The sequence below is a fragment of the Idiomarina baltica OS145 genome (genome assembly GCF_000152885.1).
Taxonomy (GTDB): Bacteria; Pseudomonadota; Gammaproteobacteria; order Enterobacterales; family Alteromonadaceae; genus Idiomarina; species Idiomarina baltica.
This window is the reverse complement of the sequence record NZ_CH672403.1, coordinates 279,342-296,066: the sequence shown is the minus strand read 5'-3', so window position 1 is coordinate 296,066 and position 16,725 is coordinate 279,342. Positions and strand designations below refer to the sequence as shown.

13 protein-coding genes and 1 pseudogene are annotated in these 16,725 nt (G+C 49.4%); 7 read left to right on the top strand and 7 right to left on the bottom strand.

Annotated elements, in window-relative coordinates:
- Positions 1-22: 22 nt before the first annotated feature.
- From OS145_RS02805 to OS145_RS02775, 7 genes are all read left to right on the top strand, one after another.
- Positions 23-886, top strand: coding sequence for a YicC/YloC family endoribonuclease (locus OS145_RS02805; protein WP_006954550.1), 864 nt, complete (start codon positions 23-25; stop codon positions 884-886).
- Positions 887-1,065: 179 nt separating this feature from the next.
- Complete coding sequence (locus OS145_RS02800; protein ID WP_006954548.1) at positions 1,066-2,301, top strand: tyrosine-type recombinase/integrase; 1,236 nt, start codon at positions 1,066-1,068, stop codon at positions 2,299-2,301.
- Positions 2,288-2,827: a hypothetical protein gene (locus OS145_RS02795; RefSeq protein WP_006954546.1), complete on the top strand. Its 540-nt coding sequence runs from the start codon at positions 2,288-2,290 to the stop codon at positions 2,825-2,827. The genes OS145_RS02800 and OS145_RS02795 overlap by 14 nt, the downstream gene beginning before the upstream one ends.
- 103 nt (positions 2,828-2,930) lie before the next feature.
- The gene (locus tag OS145_RS02790) at positions 2,931-3,161 is read left to right on the top strand and encodes a helix-turn-helix transcriptional regulator (RefSeq protein WP_006954543.1); all 231 of its coding nucleotides are present in this window, start codon (positions 2,931-2,933) and stop codon (positions 3,159-3,161) included.
- A 780-nt stretch (positions 3,162-3,941) separates the two neighbouring features.
- Positions 3,942-4,664 carry a hypothetical protein gene (locus OS145_RS02785; protein ID WP_006954541.1) on the top strand — a complete coding sequence of 241 codons (723 nt, stop codon included), beginning with the start codon at positions 3,942-3,944 and terminating at the stop codon, positions 4,662-4,664.
- Between the two features lie 166 nt (positions 4,665-4,830).
- Positions 4,831-5,067: a hypothetical protein gene (locus OS145_RS02780; RefSeq protein ID WP_006954538.1), complete on the top strand. Its 237-nt coding sequence runs from the start codon at positions 4,831-4,833 to the stop codon at positions 5,065-5,067.
- Positions 5,068-5,127: 60 nt separating this feature from the next.
- Positions 5,128-6,369, top strand: coding sequence for a hypothetical protein (locus OS145_RS02775; protein ID WP_131382119.1), 1,242 nt, complete (start codon positions 5,128-5,130; stop codon positions 6,367-6,369).
- Between the two features lie 121 nt (positions 6,370-6,490).
- Here OS145_RS02775 and OS145_RS02770 read toward each other — a convergent pair whose 3' ends face one another.
- From OS145_RS02770 to OS145_RS02745, 7 genes and pseudogenes are all read right to left on the bottom strand, one after another.
- Positions 6,491-9,709: a type I restriction endonuclease subunit R gene (locus tag OS145_RS02770; protein ID WP_006954532.1), complete on the bottom strand. Its 3,219-nt coding sequence runs from the start codon at positions 9,707-9,709 to the stop codon at positions 6,491-6,493.
- Positions 9,706-10,422 carry a restriction endonuclease subunit S gene (locus tag OS145_RS13530; RefSeq protein WP_242603643.1) on the bottom strand — a complete coding sequence of 239 codons (717 nt, stop codon included), beginning with the start codon at positions 10,420-10,422 and terminating at the stop codon, positions 9,706-9,708. The genes OS145_RS02770 and OS145_RS13530 overlap by 4 nt, the downstream gene beginning before the upstream one ends.
- Before the next feature lie 15 nt (positions 10,423-10,437).
- Positions 10,438-10,986, bottom strand: a pseudogene (locus OS145_RS13695) (restriction endonuclease subunit S); the annotation flags it as partial.
- On the bottom strand, positions 10,986-12,548 hold the full coding sequence (locus tag OS145_RS02760; protein ID WP_006954530.1) for a type I restriction-modification system subunit M: 1,563 nt from the start codon (positions 12,546-12,548) through the stop codon (positions 10,986-10,988). The pseudogene OS145_RS13695 and the gene OS145_RS02760, both read right to left, overlap by 1 nt.
- A gap of 218 nt (positions 12,549-12,766) precedes the next feature.
- Complete coding sequence (locus tag OS145_RS02755) at positions 12,767-14,068, bottom strand: McrC family protein (RefSeq protein ID WP_006954529.1); 1,302 nt, start codon at positions 14,066-14,068, stop codon at positions 12,767-12,769.
- Positions 14,068-16,122 (bottom strand): McrB family protein, encoded by a 2,055-nt coding sequence (locus tag OS145_RS13525; protein WP_242603642.1) that lies wholly within the window; start codon positions 16,120-16,122, stop codon positions 14,068-14,070. The genes OS145_RS02755 and OS145_RS13525 overlap by 1 nt, the downstream gene beginning before the upstream one ends.
- Positions 16,094-16,651, bottom strand: coding sequence for a hypothetical protein (locus OS145_RS02745; RefSeq protein ID WP_006954527.1), 558 nt, complete (start codon positions 16,649-16,651; stop codon positions 16,094-16,096). The genes OS145_RS13525 and OS145_RS02745 overlap by 29 nt, the downstream gene beginning before the upstream one ends.
- Positions 16,652-16,725 lie beyond the last annotated feature (74 nt).

The window sequence follows — 16,725 nt, the reverse complement described above, 5'->3', positions numbered from 1 at the left end:
CGACAAAAAAGTAGGATACGCCATGATTCAAAGTATGACCGGTTACGCTCGTTACGAGCACAAAGCAGAATGGGGCAGCGCCGTGTGGGAAATCCGCTCGGTTAACCAACGCTATTTAGAGACCTACTTTCGACTGCCCGAGAGCGTGCGCGCCCTCGAGAACAACCTGCGTGAGCTCTTCCGCAAGCAACTCCAGCGCGGCAAAGTCGAATGTCGCTTGCACCTGCACATGGATGAGAGCAAGCAAAGCGAGTTAGTGATTAACGAAGCACTCGCCGAGAGCGTGATCAACCAAGCCAAATGGGTTAACCGCCAAGTTCACAACGCACAAATTAACGCACTCGACGTGTTGAAATGGCCTGGCGTCGTCAGCAGTGACGACCAAAATATCGACGAGCTTCAAAAAGAACTGTTCGACGCCGTAAAACCCGCGCTCAACGAATTTATCGAAAACCGAGCCAGTGAAGGCGAAGCCATTAACACCATGCTTCAGCAACGCTTAGACGGCATCATCGAACACGTCGCCTTTGTACGCGAACGCATGCCAGAAGTCGTTAAATGGCAACGTGAGCGCTTACTAACCCGCTTTGAAGAAGCCAGAGTCGAACTCGAACCACAACGCCTCGAAGCCGAAATGGTCATGCTGGCGCAAAAAGTCGACGTCGCCGAAGAACTCGATCGCCTCGACGCTCACGTCGCCGAAGCCCGCAAGATCCTGAAAAAGGGCGGCGCCTGCGGCCGACGCCTCGACTTTATGATGCAAGAGTTCAACCGCGAAGCGAACACCCTCGCCTCGAAATCCATCAACGCCGAAATCACCGCCGCCGCAGTCGAGCTAAAGGTGTTGATCGAACAGATGCGTGAGCAGATCCAGAATATTGAATAGGGTCATGTTAAGTTTTGTTAAGTATACTAAGTTTGGATAAGGTCGCGGCATTGCGGCCTTTTTTGTATTTAATGGTAATGCAATGTTCGTGATTGTCCGCTATATTGTGGTGACAAGGGTGGTGACAAATAATTTATAGGGTCTCCATCTTTAGGTTTTGTCACCATTTGGAGATAGTCATGAACAGCAGTCAGATCAAAGCACTTGTTAGAGCTGGAGAGGACGTTCGGAAAAGTGTCGGTGATGGGCTTTATTTCAGAATTGAACAGGGTACTGCGTCATGGTTTGTGCGATATACCTACGCCGGTAAGCGCAAGACGATAACCTTGTCGGAAGGGTATCCTAACTGCTCGTTGGCTGACGCTAAGATCCAAGCTGCTGCAATTCGCTCAAAAGTTAAGAATGGCATTGACCCTCAGCTTGAACGTCGTCGAGAAACTGGTGGTGCTATTCACACAGTTCACGATCTTTTTAATGATTGGTTTGACCGCGCAGTAAAGAACCGCGTTAAGCATCCAGGTAATGACGAGCGCGTATATCGTAACTACCTCAAAAGTCGCTTGGGCAAATATTCACTAAAAGACATTACACCGATTGATGTTCGCAATGTTCTTGATGAGCTGCAGCAGACAGGTAATAAGACGACCTCATCGCGAGCGCTAAGCATAATGAAGCGTATGTTTAATCACGGCATCAAACTAAATTTGGTCAGCAGTAATCCAGCGATCTATTTTACCGGAGTCGATGTTGGCCAAGACTATTCGCCTCGAGAGCGGTCGTTGTCGGCGGATGAAATAAAAACTGCATTCTCTGTTTTCCGAAAGCAGCAAGACATTTTCACTCGTGACAACTATCTTGCATGCCTTTTGCTCTTGCACCTAGGCTGTCGAAAATCTGAAATCATATCGTCGCGGTGGGAACAAATTGATTTAGAGGACCAGACCTGGTTCTTTCCCGAGAACAAAACCAGTAAACCAATTACGGTGCCGATCCCAAATCAAATGCTACCCGTGATCGAAGAGCTAAAAGTGCGCTGTGCAGGTTCTGAATATGTGTTTCCTTCGCGCAGAAGAAGCAAAAGACGAGGGTATATTTCTGACGATACGTTGAATCATGCGTTAGCCAAACTATTCGGACAGAAAGTTGATAGCAAGAAACAACCCTACCCCAATGTTCTTGGTTCAGCCGGAGTCGACCACTTTACGGTGCATGACCTACGCAGAACCTATCGAACATTGCTTGCTAAGTTGAAAGTCCCAGATGCCATTGCCGAGAGATGCTTGAACCATGAACTGCGAGGCGTCCTAAAGGTCTACAATCAATACGATTACCTGGAAGAGCGTAGAGAAGCAAATGCCAAAGTAGCTGATTTCCTTGAACCATTAATACAGGGAGGTAGTGATGAGTCAACGTGATGAATTTATCAAAGGTCCTAATGCACTCAGGCTGGCGCAAATAGAGCAAAGCTTGCAGAGGATTAAAGATGCTGGATTTGAGCGCGAGGCGGAATTGCTTAGGAGTGAGATTGAAATGCTGCGGCAGAAAGCTGGGGCTGTTTATGATTCGGTAGAACCGGTTTTCAAGGCTAATGTGAAGTGGAGAAAGCAGCCTAAAAATGCCGCCTTGGCTCGCCATCGTTCATTAGATGATTACAAATTCGAATTACGAGAGTGGGCGTTACAAAAATATCTGCAAGAAAAGCAATGGCGGCGCGATAACGAGAAGGTTATGCGGCCGAAGAAAGATGCTCCAAATAGTGCCGACGAATGGCTTTTAAAACTTTATTGGGAAGATCGGAAATTTGAAAGTGAAACCGAAACCGATGGTAAGCCGATTGACGCAACGATGGGCAACCTTCATGGAAGTCCAGAGCCACCGATCGAACGTAAATTTAAGCCGACAAAAAACTTCTTCTATAAAGCAATTCAAAATTTATCGTGAAACATGCGCGCAACCCCACGGACAGCGCAAATGTTGCGCGCATGTCGCCGATTCCTATCAGTTAATTTGCCTCTGACATTCACAACCTGTTAGAGGCAACGACATGAAAATACAAACCACAACCTTCATACCTGTGCAGAGAAAGCCTAAAGATCGTTTAGTTCGTGAACGGGAATGCAGAGCGATTACCGGGTTAGCACGTCAGCGACGCTGGGAACTTGAGAAGCAAGGCAAGTTTCCTAAGCGTGTTCACCTCGGTACGCGATCCGTTGCATGGCGCTTGAGCGATCTTGAAAAGTGGATTGATGAAGTGTCCGAAAATGGACTGACTTGATCCACAGGTGTCTTTCTCGGACTGTTAAGAGCGTCAACCCAACTTTTTGAGCGTGCAACTATTTATACCTAGCCCAATCAACATGGCTCATGGAGGAGCACAGTCCATGGGGAATTTACTGGGTAATTAATAATATCTAATTTATGGGTATCTTATGGCTTTCCCTAATAAGGAAACTTGGTTTCATCACAGAGGGGTCGACTGGCAAGTTAATACCCGTGGGAGTGCGTTAGATCCTCAAATCCTTCGCAAAGTTATTGATGTACCGTTATGGATGCTGACCCATCATAGAAAGGTGTTTCTTTTCCGGTTCGACCTATCCTGTAACACATCGCAACCGAATAATAAGCAACTAAGTCTATTTTTGTGTCGGATCAAAACTAAAATCTGTAGAGAGCACTACTCGAGAAGAGTAGCAATATGTTGGGCTCGTGAAATTCACTCTGCTAAGACCCCACATTACCATATAGCAATTGCATTAGATGGCAGCAGAGTTAACTCGTCCTACCGTTTGACGGAATGGATTGAACGATATTGGCGAAATTATGGGCGATACACAGCGATCAGATACTACAATCTAAATAGGCCTGACATTGATCAATTATTCCAAGTGGTGTGGCATTTAAGTTATCTAGCGAAACTTAGAGGAAAAGAAGTCAAGTTGAGCAATGTGCGGCGGTTTAGCACCTCATTGACGAAATTATACTGAACTTAATCGCGGTGATTCGACCTAATCTATAAATCTCAAGAACAACCTTTAGTTGAGCAAAAGGATTTGAAATGAAACGTAGCTCACACGACAAGCAATTCAGAGTACAAGCTGGCGACATTGTTACGCTCTCAGACTTGACAAAGTGGAAAGTTGAAGGGTTTAGCTTCCAGCACGAGATTAGAGTTCGAGTAAAGCGCAATAGTGTGATTCGTTACATGGCTGTTCACAAAGTTCGTGACCCTAACGGAGTTGCATTAATACCGGGAACGCATTACTTGGTGATCGTTGGAGATAGTGAGTCGAGATTCGCTTTAAGATTGCAGAATTTTGGACCGTGTAAAATGTCACACATAAGAATACAAGGGCGAGATAAGACAAGAAAGATCGGTGGTAAGGTCGTATCTCAAATCGACTACAAGAAATTTTGCGGGTCAGAACGAGCTTTTGATGAAGAACCAGAAACGATAGCTATTGAGGTGGGTAGCCAAGTATTAATGCGTTCTGATTTTGCAGCCGACCATTATTACGGAGCCATCGAGATGGCGGGAAAATACGGCATCGTGGAGTCAATCGATAAGCCGACTCGCCCCCTTGGTTGGGCATCTACCTTGATGGTGGATTTTAGCGGCGTTCGCAAACAGTATCGCATTTTTCGATTTATTGACGCGTCAGGGCATATGATGCAATTGGGATGGTCTTATCGTGTTGAGAGAAAAAACGGTATGCTGACCGCTAAACCCATCCGAAGAATAGACCCTGATCGCGTTGAGTGGAGTGACCCGGATCCGTAGCAACTAATTCATATCAAGACGTCGGGAGTCTTCTCACCATTCACCGTAAAATGCTTGACAACGAAAAGTTTACAAACCATCTTAAGAGCATACTCGCTCGACTAATGACCTAATTTGTGATAAATTCGGGCACCCGTTTTGACGGGTTAGGCAAGGGAGAAGGATCATGTTTGACGCATTAATAGTTTTTGTAGTTGGCTGTCTCGCAGTGTATGTGGGCTTCCAAGTAGCGCTATATAAGAAATCTCGGGCTATGAAGCGCCGAGAGGTTGAACTGCGCGAAAATGGCGTCACCCCGTCTGGTTCTGGTTTATGTCATGGAATCGTCATTGATAAAACTAACAAGCGGCGTGTAGTGCATGATGAAAAGCCCAGCGATTCGTGGTTTAAACGCTTAGCATAAAGTTTGCTTGCTGGCACCTAATTATTACAATAAGATCCCGTCAACTAGACGGGATTTTTTATGCATAAACATAAATATATAGGATGGATTCCTTGCGTAAACGGTAACCTTGATTTCGGGCTAATGAAGGTCGGTATTAAAGGTGGATTTACAGACAAGAAAATCAGTGATGAGCGAATTATTGAGCTAAATCATTCTGCATCGGGAGTGTCGAGCAAGCACGACAGACTAATCGTTCTTCAATCAAGAGTTAATTGGCGAGACACTGATGAGCATGAAGAATCATTAGGAGCTTTTCGAGTCTTTGTTACAGCTAAAGTTTCGGTCTCCGATCATATGGACTGTAGAAGTTTAAGCGGTAATATTCTGCTATATCCGAAGGAAGCTGAACCAGCGGATAAAAACGAAGTTCATGACGTTTCGGTCCATCAAATTTCTCATGAGCTAACTAAAAGTAATATTAGTTCAGAGTTTGATAAGCTTGATAGCCAAATCAATGACCCTCGCTCTATTACAGGTCTTCACAGTGACTGTTTTAAAGCTTCGTTTAAGTTCAATGTAACGCCTACTGGCTTGATTAGAATTGAGCAAAACGAAGGTGGTGATGAACTCGATGATGAGAGTTTGTACCTGTTAGCCCGACAGGCATTTTATTATTTAAAGTATTCAATCCATAGTCATCGGCACCACGTTGATGAACAAGATTCTTTGACCACTATCACGCTTGAAACATCAGGGTGTGGTCTTCGATTACTTGGTCAACTTAAGCGTGAACTAACCTCACTTAGCAGAACCCAAAGAATTGATAACAGGCTGCACGAGTCTAACAATGCTAAAGGTATAATCGGCTACGCTAAGTCATTAGTAATTGCGTTGTATAGAGAAAACCTGATAGATGAGTCGGAGCGCGATAGAGAGCAAAAATATTTAGAAAATGTAGAAACTTCCTTTGAATCTCAAGAATATACAATTACGAGAGCTGAACAAAAAGTTGAAACTATAAAAGCAAAATCAAAAGTATGGTTGGGGTTTGCACTCATTTCCATTTGGGGATTTACAAATTTTAATTTTCAAAGGTCTCCTAAAGTGGAATTGGCTGGCAACTTATCATGGTTTTGGCCTCTTCTGATTGTTATTTTTGCCTTCATTCTTTATCTAGCCACGAAAGAGTACTATTCGAGAGTGTCTAATGCTCAGTTTTTGGTAAAGCTCTATGATATACGGGGTTCTCGTATTTTGTTAAAAATTTCGCTGGCGCTCGTTGGCATGATTGCATTGGTATGGGCTTGGTGGACTAGTTAAAAATTGAGATGAGCTTTTGCCAAGCAACATTGCCGATTATTATTCAGTAAACAAAATTAAATTGAGTAGCTTCATGAGCAGACAGAATTTTATCCCTCCTAAAGCAACGTATTGGAGGTAATTAACACCTGGCTGAATAGACGCTCTGCCCACCACCGTAGTAGCTGGTCATCAGGTGATGGAACGCTGCCTCGCACTTCTCGTTGTAGACCGCCTCATCGAAGCTCTCCGGTAGTCCCCGGTCGAAGACGATTTCCAGGGTACGGCGGACATCGCCCTTAGCCTGGGCCTTCTTCCGCCAGTCCAGTACCAGTTTCTCCTCCTTGAGGGTCTCCAGTAGCTCCCGACACATTGCCTTCACCTGGGCTACCTCTTTGTCGGTCATCTCCGGGGCTGGCTTGGTGATGATGTCGAACAGCGCCAGCTCCTCTTCGGTCAGCCCCTCACGGATTGCCCGCTGGTCTTCCTCCTGCAGCTCTTCGGTGAACTTCATCAGCTGCTGGAAGAACGCCTCGATGTTCAGGCTTCCCGAGTTGTACTTCTCGATCAGCTTCTGCAGCTTCTCCATGAAGTCGGTGCGGCTGGGGTTCTTGGCCACCATGCTCTCCAGTTTCTGGTTCAGCAGCGCCCGTAGCTTCTCTGCCTCGGTGCGCTTCTTGCCCTTATTGAACCGCTCCTTGAGCTTCTCGAAGTCGATCTGGCTGAGGTCGAATAGGGGCTTGTCATCCTCATCCTCGATGACGTAGGGCACTGGAGCGACCGACTGATCCAGCAGGTCGTCCACGTCCTTCATCACCTGAGAGATATCCACCTCGGGCTCAAGGGCTTTGATCTTCTGGGCCAGTACGGAGAGCAGTACCGCATCGGGGGCCAGATCATTGGCTGAGGGGTCGGGGAGGATGGTTCGGTAGACTCGGGAGGTGGCCCTGGCTAGGTTCAAGAAGGCCTTCTTGGTCTCTTCACTCTCAAGTAGCTTCTCAACGGCATCATCCAGCAGGGCAACCTTATCGAAGCCTCCAGCCGTTTTGATAGCCTCTGTGTCTACCTGCTTCTCGGTCAGGAAAGTGATCCCCTTGGCCAGCAGATGCTTGAGGTACTCCACCAGTTCGGCCTTCTGGTGGATCGGTGTATCACCGTCTTGGGGTGGCTCATCCCCATATCCAGGTCTCGGTTCAGCGACCTTGGATGAAGCTCCACCGTAGATGGCCAGCGCCTCCTGCAGCTTCCTGAAGACACCCGCGTAGTCCACGATCAGGCCCGCTTCCTTGCCGGGGTACTTGCGGTTTGCCCTGGCAATGGTCTGCATCAGGGTGTGATTCTTCATCGGCTTGTCTAGGTAGATGGTCGAGCAGGACGGCACATCGAAGCCGGTGATCCACATGGCGCAGACAAACACCAACCGCAGCGGTCCATCAGGATCTTTGAACTGCTCGTCTAGGTCTTCCTCTACCATGCGCTTGCGGTGAGGCAGGATGTCGAGCCCCTTGTCCGCCAGCTCCTTTACCTCGTTCTGGCCCTGGGAAACCACCACTGCCATATCGGTCGTCTCCAGCACCTTGATCTTGTGCTTTAGCGCCTCCAGCTGCTCCTCGGGGGCAGACGCCAGGTCAGCCTGAAGTCGGGCCAGGTAGTCTTTCCAGTGGGCCTGAACCTTGTTGTACATCTTCACGGCGGTGGCCTTGTCGATACAGACCATCATCGCCTTGCCTTGGTGGCCCCTGCCGACGAAGTGCTGCACCAGATCCTCGGCGATGGCTTCCAGGCGGTCATCACGGGTGATCAGGTGGTATTCACGGGCGAACACGCGCTCGACCTTCTTCTCCTGATCCTCGTCCAGCTCGGCATCTTCCAGCAACCGAGTCAGATCGTCGTTGAGGTTCTCATTGATCAACTGCAGTTCGGGGATCCGGTTCTCGTAGTACAGCGGCACCGTGGCCCCATCGGCGATGGACTGTCCGAAGTCGTAGACCGAGATGTAGTCCCCGAACACCTCCTTGGTCTTCTCCTCACCAGCCATAAGTGGTGTCCCAGTGAAGCCCAGGAAGGCAGCATGGGGCAGCGCCGTCCGCATGTTCATGGCCAAAGTGTCGTATTGGGAGCGGTGAGCTTCGTCGGTGATAACGATGATGTCTTGGCGGTCGGAGAGCTTGGGATATGTCTCACCTTGCTTAGTTCCGAACTTCTGGATCAGCGTGAAGACGTAGCGGTGATCCTCGCTGAGGAGCTGCTTGAGGTGAGCACCGCTCTCGGCGTGGGCCTCTACCTCGTTGATTGCCCTGGTGGCAGCAAAGGTCTTGTAGATCTGCTCGTCCAGCTCGTTGCGGTCGGTGACGACCACAAACGTCCAGTTGCCGGGGATGGTGCGGTGGATCTTCTGAGTGAAGAACACCATGGAGAGGGACTTGCCCGAACCCTGGGTATGCCAGAAGACCCCAAGCCGACCCGCCTCACCGGGAGGGCGATTCTTGATGCGCTGCAGCTCGGCGATGGCCTTATTCACCCCGAGGTACTGGTGGTTCTTGGCGATTTTCTTGATGGTGCCACCCTGGGCCTCCTCGAACACCGTGAAGTTCTCCACGATATCCAGAAGCCGTGTCCGCTCAGCGATCCCTCGGATGGCAGTTTCCAGCGACACCACGCCTTTCTCACCCTCGTCGTTGATCCGCTTCCACTCGAAGAGATGCTCCCAGGGGGAGAAGGTGCTGCCCACCAGGGTCTCGGAGCCGTTGGAGAGCATCACCACGGCGTTATAGGTGAACAACTGAGGGATCACCGAGCGGTAATCTCTCAGGTTGCCGTCATAGGCAGCCTTGAGGGTCTTGTGGCTGGCCTTCAGCTCCACGAATAGCAACGGTAGCCCATTCACGAAGCCGACAAGATCGGTACGTCGGGTATGCAGCTCACCCCTTACCCAGAACTGCGAGGTCAGCAGGAAGTCGTTCTCCTCGGGCTTGCTCCAGTTGATCACCCGCACCGTCTCGATAGCGGTGCCACCATCATCGCCCGACACCTCGACCTTTACGCCATCCTTGAGCAGCCGGTAAACCTCCAGGTTGGCGTTCACCGGGAGCAGCTTGGAGCGGTCGCGGGTCAGCTCCTCGATGGCCTTCTCCACGGCATCGGCGGGTAGCTCGGGGTTGAGCTTCTCCAAAGCCACCTGCAGCCGAGGCACCAGCACCACATCCTGTTGTGTCTGCCGTCCCTCGCTCGATACCGTACCCGACCACTCCCCATAGAGATTGGCGGTGTCCCAGCCCAAGTCTGCGAACAGCTCGATAGCGGGCTGCTCGACCAGGGCATCCTCGGAGTAGGCATAAGCGGGGGATGGCGGGGGCGTCATGCGGCTTCGTACTCCCTATCGTCGGGCATGGGAATGTCTGATACGTCGATCTCACCGGAGACCAGCTTGGGGAGCAGCAAGTCACGTTGGGCGCGTAGGTTCGCGTTCTTTAGCGCCAATGTGCGTGCTTGTTTGAAACACGGCGATACAAAACGCTGGAAGGCTTCCAAGGTCGCGTTGTCAGGTTGAACCACCGGAAACTCTACCAAGCTCTCGACCCGCACCCGCTGCCTTCCAGTAGCCCCTGACATGCTTTTAATCGCGACATCACGGAATCGGTCACTTCTCGCGAGTAAGTAAACCATTTCTGGGCACAAGCTGACTGAACGCAATACGATGAACTCAGTAGAACCACATGCTGTCGGCTGGTCTTCAGGAAGGAAATCAACAAATCCAGTCTTTCCGTTCTCAAGACAAGGCGTAATCCGAGCAAACAAGGTGTCACCATTCTGGAATTTTGCACCACTGTTACCTGTTTTCCTCTCCAAGCTACCTACAATCATGCTCGATTCTGATAACGCGCCCATCGGTACAAACAACTTTTCTCCTTCCTTGGGAACCTTTGTGCGTGGGTTCAGAGCGACGGCATCCTCAAGGCGTCGAACCTCCCACCCCTCAGGTATATCCCCAAGCTCACTCTCCTTGAAGCTCACCCCCTCATGCCCCGGGAAGCGGAAGTGGACGAACCACTCCTCGTACAGCCGACGAGCCATCTCCTCAAGGATCTCGATGCGGCGCGTGTTGTTCTCGATGAGGTCGTCGTAGGCGGAGAGGAACGCGGCAATTCTCTCCTGCGTTTCACGAGTAGGATAGCGGACAGGAATCGACCTGAGTATGCTTGTATTCAGATTCGGCATTGTCGCGCCCACGGCTTGGTTGTATATCCAATCTACCGTGCTCGGGTTGTTAAGGAAGTAAAATAAGAACTTGGGGGAGACTTCGCCATTACCAAGATGAATTCTCAAGCAGCCTGTTCCACATAGCCAGCCACTTTCTCTGGGTGTTACTAAAGCACATCTCCCGATATCCCCCCTACGGCCATAAACAATATCGCCGGGGTAAAGCTGGTGGTGAGAGAGGCGCTCCACATGCTCCTCCGCAACCCGAGCTATTGAAGACTCAGAAACCCGTCCTCCGACTATGTCTTTTGGCATGACCACAGGGGTTCCGGCATCGGAATAGTCGCTCTGATGAAGTTGAGATCCAAAAGGCCCCGTTTTGATGATCCCTTGGCCAGCATCGCAGATGTCACCTAGCGTCGACTCGTTCCAAGTCATCAAGCAGCTCCTCCGCCCAGAACTCCGCTGATGTTCATTGAGATCTTGTCTTCAAGCTCTCTTGCTTCAGCGTTTAGCACTTCTAGTTCTTCAGCCAGCTCTTCCAGCCGCTCAGCAAAGTCCACATTCTCTGCGTCTCTTGCAGCTGCCCCGACATAGCGCCCAGGATTCAATGACCACCCCTGCGCTTCGATCTCTTCCCGAGTCGCCAACTTGCAGAGCCCAGGCACATCGGCATAGCCCTCGGCTAGCCCCTTCTCGGCCAGCAGCGGCTCACTGCCCTGATCCAGCTCGACGTCTTCGCCACGGTAAAGGCGGACGATATTGGCTAGGAACTCGACCTGCTCCGGCAACCAGTCGCGGTGCGCCCGGTCGATCTGGTTGTAGATGTGGCGAGCATCTATGAACAACACTTTGTCGCGGCGCTCGGTCTCACTCTTGGCCCGGTCGAAAAACCACAAGGTGCAGGGCAGCGTGACGGTGTAAAAGAAGTTCGGTCCCACCGAGACGATCACATCTACGGCACCCGACTCAATCAGCTTCTGACGGACCACCTGCTCGCTGCCTCGGGCATCACCCGCTGAGTTGGCCATGACAAAGCCAGCTCGCCCGGTCGGCTTGAGCGAGGCGTAGAAGAGCTGGATCCAGAGGTAGTTGGCGTTATCGGTCTTTGGCACACCGAACGGGAACCGTGGGTCGCCTTCCAAGCGCTCCTTATCCACTCCCGAGACGTTGAACGGGGGATTAGCCATCACAAAGTCGAAGAAGCCGTCACCGTTCTTGTAGACCGCCCCGTGAGGATCCTCATAGTAGGTGTTGGACACCCGCACATCGCCGGAGAGGCCATGCACCGCGAGGTTCATCTTGTTGAGGTTGACGGTGGTCTGATCCTTCTCGGTGCCGAAAATCGAGATTTCGTCCATGGCCGTCTTGTGGTGGCGCTCCACGAAGTCCGCCGAGTGGACGAACATGCCACCTGACCCACAAGCCGGATCGAAGATGCGACCGTGATAGGGCTCGATGATCTCAACGATCAGCTTGACGATGGACTCGGGCGTGTAGAAGACACCGCCTTTCTGACCTTCCTTCAGGGCGAAGTTGCCCAGGAAGTACTCGTAGACCTTGCCGAAGGCGTCTCCTGACAGATCAACCGGAGCGAGCTGCTTGAGCAGTTCCTGCAGCACCCAGTTCTCCAGGCGCGTGTAGGTGCGCGGCAGGGCACCTTTGAGGTCGGGGTTTTCGTCCTCGATGGCCTTCATGGCATCGTTGATAGCCTTGCCGATATTGTCGCCCTCGGTGAGCGACAGCAGGTGCGAGAAGCGGGCGGTCTCAGGGAGGAAGATCACTCCCTCGGCAAGATAGTCATCCTTGCTCACCTTGCGTCGGCCACCGGAGCCCACCGGCCCGAGCTTCTCCTCGGCGGCTGAGTACTTCTTGTCGGCGTACTTCAGGAAGATGAGCCCCAGCACAGGTGCCGAGAACTCAGCCGGTTTAAGACCGGTATTCGCCCATAACTGGTCAGCTGCTGCCCATAAGCGCTTTGCTGCATTTCCTTTAACCACTATATACCCCTAAATAAAAGCTGATTATTGATAAGCTTTCAGCTTTTCAATCTACGATAATATCAAAAAGTCATTCTATTAATTGTAACTATATTCTAATGAAATTATTTGCACGCTCATATCCGGTCAAGATGATCCGAGTTTCAAATTCTAGGCTTACTGACTGAGTATGGTTCTAACCGTCAGTAAATTGATGCCTCGTATGGCAGATGGTCTACTCAATTGTGCACCTGTGCAAATGATTCCGCCAACGTCAGGTTCCACCGACAATCATTAGTTCGAGTATTATCGTTTAAGTTGAAGCTGGTTACCAAAAGTGTCGTCTGATTATCAAACTCAAATGGTGAAATGTTCTCGTTGCTTGGAAAATTTTTCCATGCAGGGTATATCAACACCAAGTCTCCTTGAGAATGTAATAATTTAGATCCATAGGCCAACATCTGATAAAAATCTTTCTCACTCAACCCATAGGTCTGACCACCGTTATCTACATCAAGCAGCTTCCACTTGGTATCCATGATCCATCGCTGGTCACCAATAACAACCTCAATATCCGGTCGTAATTTGAAAACTCCTTTACCCTTATGTTGGCAAAGGTACTCAGTAGCAAGTTGCGTCCTAACTGTACCCTTGCTGCCAATCGCTCGTCGAAGCTGTTCAGCAACATAGTTCTCAAACAGCTTTTCCATTGGGAAGAGCATGCTTATTCCGCGCCAGCCACCAGAGACAGAAAGTGGAACATGTTGGTTGAGGATAAACTCACACCAAGGCTTAATCGGGCGGTAATGCGTCAGTAAGCGGTCTGTTGACCAAGACTTGAAGTCAGCCCTAATATCCGATGATTCGGGCAACTGAAGGAGCTGTGAGATTATCTCGTGTGCTAACCGCCAGTTGTCGTTGTCTTGAGTGGCTGAGCACACAGTAACAAGTGCAGATTTAATAAGGCGGTTCTCTGGTCTATCCGGTAAAAACAAGTCATGGCGGATATTAAATACATGCGCTTTTCCGGGGGGCTGGCGCAGTTGTTTTGCGATATCCAGCTGGCCGCGTAAGAAGCGTGCTTCTTCCTCTCGAACTTGGTAATCGAACTGCAGACCTCGCTTGAGCAGAACTTCCAGCTCGCCCAAAAAACAAGTGATAAGCCATTCGCGAATCGGTATTTCAAATCGCTCAACATCGGCAAAGTCGGCCTCACGCACTGAGAGCTGCGTCGAGGTTTTGATTAGCCGTTTAAGCAAAGCGCGAGCCTCGGCCGCCGAAGTTTGTTCTGTGGTGTGCTTCGGTAGCACCTCAATCACTGTTCCGCAGGGTGACTCAAGTACGCCGACGTAATTATCCAAACGAAGAAGCTTCTGACTATCAAGTTCAAATAACGGGAGGCCATTGCGTCGAAACTGCTGCCCAAGTTCAACGAGCCAGCGAAACGCCGACTCGCTAATATGTGCGCGATCAAGAGTGTTCGCCGCTACCGATGCAGTGGTCAAATAGGCGTATTCGCGAACGACAACCGTTGACGTCATTACTCAGCACTACCTACTTCATATATCCGTTTGTAAGATGTCGCCTGTTCAAAAGCAGACTCATTCAATCGCCACCGGTCACGCGAGTTTAGCTGCACATCGCCGGGGAACAGCTCATCAAAATTAATCGCATCATCTTTTACGATAAATGCATTTGCTGAGGCTTTGCTTTGGTCATTCAATACCCAACGGATGCGCTGCCAATCTTCAAAGAAGTATTCCTGAAGCAGCGGAATGATCTTCTGCTTAAAAATCTCAGCGAGGTCGGTTAAGGCAACGTCTGATCTATCTTTCAAGTGAATAAAATAGGCATGGCCAATACAGTGGTCTTTATCGAGTAGTGCCGTAATTCGGCGGTTGATAACGTCGAGCATCTTTTCAACATTAATGCCGTCAACGCTAACCCCTTTTAGCTCTTCAGGAAGGGGAGGCATCTCAATGAAATCGAAGCGACGACGCAAAGCCAAATCGAGCCCAGCAAGTGAGCGGTCGGCAGTGTTCATTGTACCGATGATGTAAAGGTTATCGGGCACAGAGAACCGATCGCCAGTCAGTGGAAGCGTGACCTCTAGCGCTTCGGTAGTACCAGAGCGCTTAGAGGGTTCGATTAGTGTGATCAACTCACCAAAAATCCGTGAGATGTTACCGCGATTGATTTCATCGATGATGAGCACGTAGTTCTGGCGCTTAACAGCTTTCTTGTCCAGTTGCTCACCCAGAGACTCAAGATGCGATATGAGCGATTGATAGTAAGGTTTTAACCCCCCATTAAACCTGCGTTCACCATTAAATATCGCCTCCAGGGTGCTGACAGATAAGGTATTAACAGAATCACCTTGGTTTTTATCAAACCTAATAGTATTTCCGTCTACTTCTGTGATGATGAATTTGGACCGCTTCATCGAGATTTGAACACCCTCTGGATGATCTTCAAATTCCGTTAAAAAAGCATCCCAACAATCACTAAATGAATTAGTAGGGTTCTTCACTTCTGTGTTCTGGTGCTCCTTCGCATCTCTGACGATTTGACGGAAAATCCCGAGTCGCTTTTCATAGACTAACTTTTCATCATCAGTATGTGCGGTAAGCCCCTCCACAAAGTCTTCGTAACTAAAGCTTTGGTGAAAGGTGACGAACCGAATGCGCCCTTCGCGAATGAGTTCTTGGTACTTTGCTTTTAGCTCATCTCGGTTGGCCCAACTGAAATTTGGCTCTGCAGCTCGCACCGCGCGCTCAATGGTTGTGAACGTTTTCCCGGTGCCAGGTGGGCCGAATAGGATTTGATTGAGAGGCTGAGATACTTGTGTGGTGCTGTTGTTGGTCATTGATATCTCCTCAACCAAGCTATCTTCAATAAACCAATAACTCGCCAATTTATCGGATATTTTATTTGGAATGCTGATGCCAGAACTTTGGGGGCTCCAGCTATAATTAATGCCGGTTTCTTGGGATAGTTGATTCAGCTGGTTCAAGATCTGTTGACCAGCTTCAGGGGTGTTCCGTACGGCTACTGGTTTGAACTTTATATATTTTCTTGTTTTGGTTTCATCACCCCAATCTTTGTCTTCAAAAGACTCCTGAGTAACGATACCAGCTGCAATAATTCCCCTTGGTTCAACACCTACTTGCATGAGGTAAACACGATCTCCCACTTGTGGTTTGGTGCTATTGCAACTCCACTGTTGTTCGTTCCCCAGTTCAACGCCTGAATTACCGCCAACGTGATATTTTTCGGGATTCCACGTGAGTAAATAACTGTTGCTACTGGCAAAGTATCTTTTTAATAATCGCAAAGCAGATATGACCGTGTTGTTACCTTGCGCGCCGAACTCTTCAAATTCATGACCCGGTTCAAACTTTTGCACAAAGTTATCGACTTCTTCGCTTTGAGAGGACCACAAATCAAAACCTGCATGGTGTGCGGCTCTATTTACAGCTGAGACATACTGGCTAACCGTATTATTTGAATATGCCTCGCCATTGGATTTCCGCTCATTGCGGAGAAAGGTTTTGAATCCATTTGAGCTATAAGTCATTTGATTCCCTTCCATCATGAGTTGTTACAGTCTTGCTAGCTGGCGCAATGAGCGACCAATTATCTTCATATCTACCAAGTTCTTTGAGAGTTAGTATGGCTTGTTTTGAGTTGCCGCCGTTGGGGCGCCGGTAATTATGACGCTTAATAAAGGCAATAAAGCGTTCGACAGCCAGCTTCTGAATATCAGATTCACGGCAAATAAAGTAGCGGGCATTCTCAATCTGACCATGGGGTAGATTAACCATGATCCAAAGCATATTCGGGTGGTCGAGCCGAATTAATTCACCGAAAGAGTATTTGCCTGTTGAATCGATATGCGTTTCAACCCAACGGTCTATTTGAGAGTGAACCAGTGTGTTGCCAGTGCTGCATTTAACTTGCACGGGAAATGACGATAAGGTTTTGCTATCGACTGCGGTAAGATCGAAGCCGGGCACACTCCCAGCATAAGGTGATGCGTAGTAACCCAACGTGCCAAGTTTGGCGGCCACGAGATTTTCACCAATTTGGCCGATTAATTTATTGTGCGCTCCGCTGCTCATCATAGTCCTTTCGGTTATTAGGGTGATCACCTTGTCTTATCGCTAACAATTAATCAATAAAATACCCCTGTTACGTA

Bases quoted from the DNA above. Each gene is read 5' to 3' on its own strand.
- OS145_RS02795 (WP_006954546.1), top strand. From the start codon at position 2,288: ATGAGTCAACGTGATGAATTTATCAAAGGTCCTAATGCACTCAGGCTG.
- OS145_RS02800 (WP_006954548.1), top strand. From the start codon at position 1,066: ATGAACAGCAGTCAGATCAAAGCACTTGTTAGAGCTGGAGAGGACGTT.
- OS145_RS02755 (WP_006954529.1), bottom strand. From the start codon at position 14,068: ATGACGTCAACGGTTGTCGTTCGCGAATACGCCTATTTGACCACTGCA.
- OS145_RS02770 (WP_006954532.1), bottom strand. From the start codon at position 9,709: ATGACGCCCCCGCCATCCCCCGCTTATGCCTACTCCGAGGATGCCCTG.
- OS145_RS02805 (WP_006954550.1), top strand. From the start codon at position 23: ATGATTCAAAGTATGACCGGTTACGCTCGTTACGAGCACAAAGCAGAA.
- OS145_RS02785 (WP_006954541.1), top strand. From the start codon at position 3,942: ATGAAACGTAGCTCACACGACAAGCAATTCAGAGTACAAGCTGGCGAC.
- OS145_RS13525 (WP_242603642.1), bottom strand. From the start codon at position 16,122: ATGATGGAAGGGAATCAAATGACTTATAGCTCAAATGGATTCAAAACC.
- OS145_RS02745 (WP_006954527.1), bottom strand. From the start codon at position 16,651: ATGATGAGCAGCGGAGCGCACAATAAATTAATCGGCCAAATTGGTGAA.
- OS145_RS02790 (WP_006954543.1), top strand. From the start codon at position 2,931: ATGAAAATACAAACCACAACCTTCATACCTGTGCAGAGAAAGCCTAAA.
- OS145_RS02780 (WP_006954538.1), top strand. From the start codon at position 4,831: ATGTTTGACGCATTAATAGTTTTTGTAGTTGGCTGTCTCGCAGTGTAT.
- OS145_RS13530 (WP_242603643.1), bottom strand. From the start codon at position 10,422: ATGGCTCGTCGGCTGTACGAGGAGTGGTTCGTCCACTTCCGCTTCCCG.
- OS145_RS02775 (WP_131382119.1), top strand. From the start codon at position 5,128: ATGCATAAACATAAATATATAGGATGGATTCCTTGCGTAAACGGTAAC.